Source organism: Corallococcus praedator (assembly GCF_003612125.1).
Taxonomy (GTDB): Bacteria; Myxococcota; Myxococcia; order Myxococcales; family Myxococcaceae; genus Corallococcus; species Corallococcus praedator.
Genome location: NZ_RAWI01000792.1, coordinates 1 through 915 on the forward strand (window position 1 = coordinate 1; position 915 = coordinate 915).

The window sequence follows — 915 nt, forward strand, 5'->3', positions numbered from 1 at the left end:
CCCCGATGCAACCCGCCCCCACTCCGCTCGCGACGTCGTCCCTTCCCGCTCCTCCGCGCTCCTGGCGGGAACGGGTCCCCTGGCCCCTGGTCCTCGTGGCGCTCGGCGCCTTCGTGCTGCGTGCGCTGGCGTTCTTCCATCCCACCGGCCCGCTCGGCTACCCGATGGACTACGACGAGGGCGTCTACTTCTCCGCCGCGGCGCTGCTCCTGCGCGGGGACCTGCCCTACCGCGACTTCATCTTCGTCCACCCTCCCGGCTCGCTCCTGCTCTGGGCTCCTGGCGCCGCCCTCACCCTGGGCTTCGACGCCGCCACGGCCTACGGCGTGACCCGCTTCGCCGCCGCCGCCGTGGGCGCCCTCTGCGCATTCCTCGCGGGCCGCATCGCGTGGCGCGCCTGGGGTCCCCTCGCCGGCTGCGTGGCCGCGCTCGCCTACGCCGCGTACCCGGAGGCCATCACCGTCGAGCGCGGCACCTTCCTCGAACCCCTGCTCAACATCCTGTGCCTGGGCTTCGCCAACCTCTGGCTCACCTCCGACACGCCCTCCCGCGCCCGGCGCATTTTCGCGGGCGTCCTCATCGGCCTCGCGGTGTCGGTGAAGCTTCCCGGCGGACTCTGGCTCGTCGCCGCGCTGCTGGCCCGGCCGTGGAAGGAGTCCTGGCGCGACCTGCTCACGCTCGCGCTCATCGCCTTCGCCACGTTCGTCGTCGTCGTGGCCCCCCTCGCGGCGCAGGCCCCGTCCGAGTTCTTCCGCGACGTCATCGCCTTCCAGGCACTGCGCCCCGCCCACGGCGAAGCCGACCGACTGCTGCGCCTGCGCGACATCTTCCACGAGCGCCGGTTGGGAGAAGTCGCGCTCGCGCTCGTGGGCCTGGGGTTCGCCTGCGCTCACGCCTTCCGAGCCCCCTCCCCCC

The 915-nt window shown here is 73.6% G+C and carries 1 protein-coding gene; it reads left to right on the forward strand.

Annotated elements, in window-relative coordinates; all coding sequences use genetic code 11:
* Positions 1 to 95: 95 nt before the first annotated feature.
* A partial coding sequence (locus tag D7Y13_RS41785; protein ID WP_158626210.1) for a glycosyltransferase 87 family protein occupies positions 96 to 915 on the forward strand: 820 nt, incomplete at its 3' end.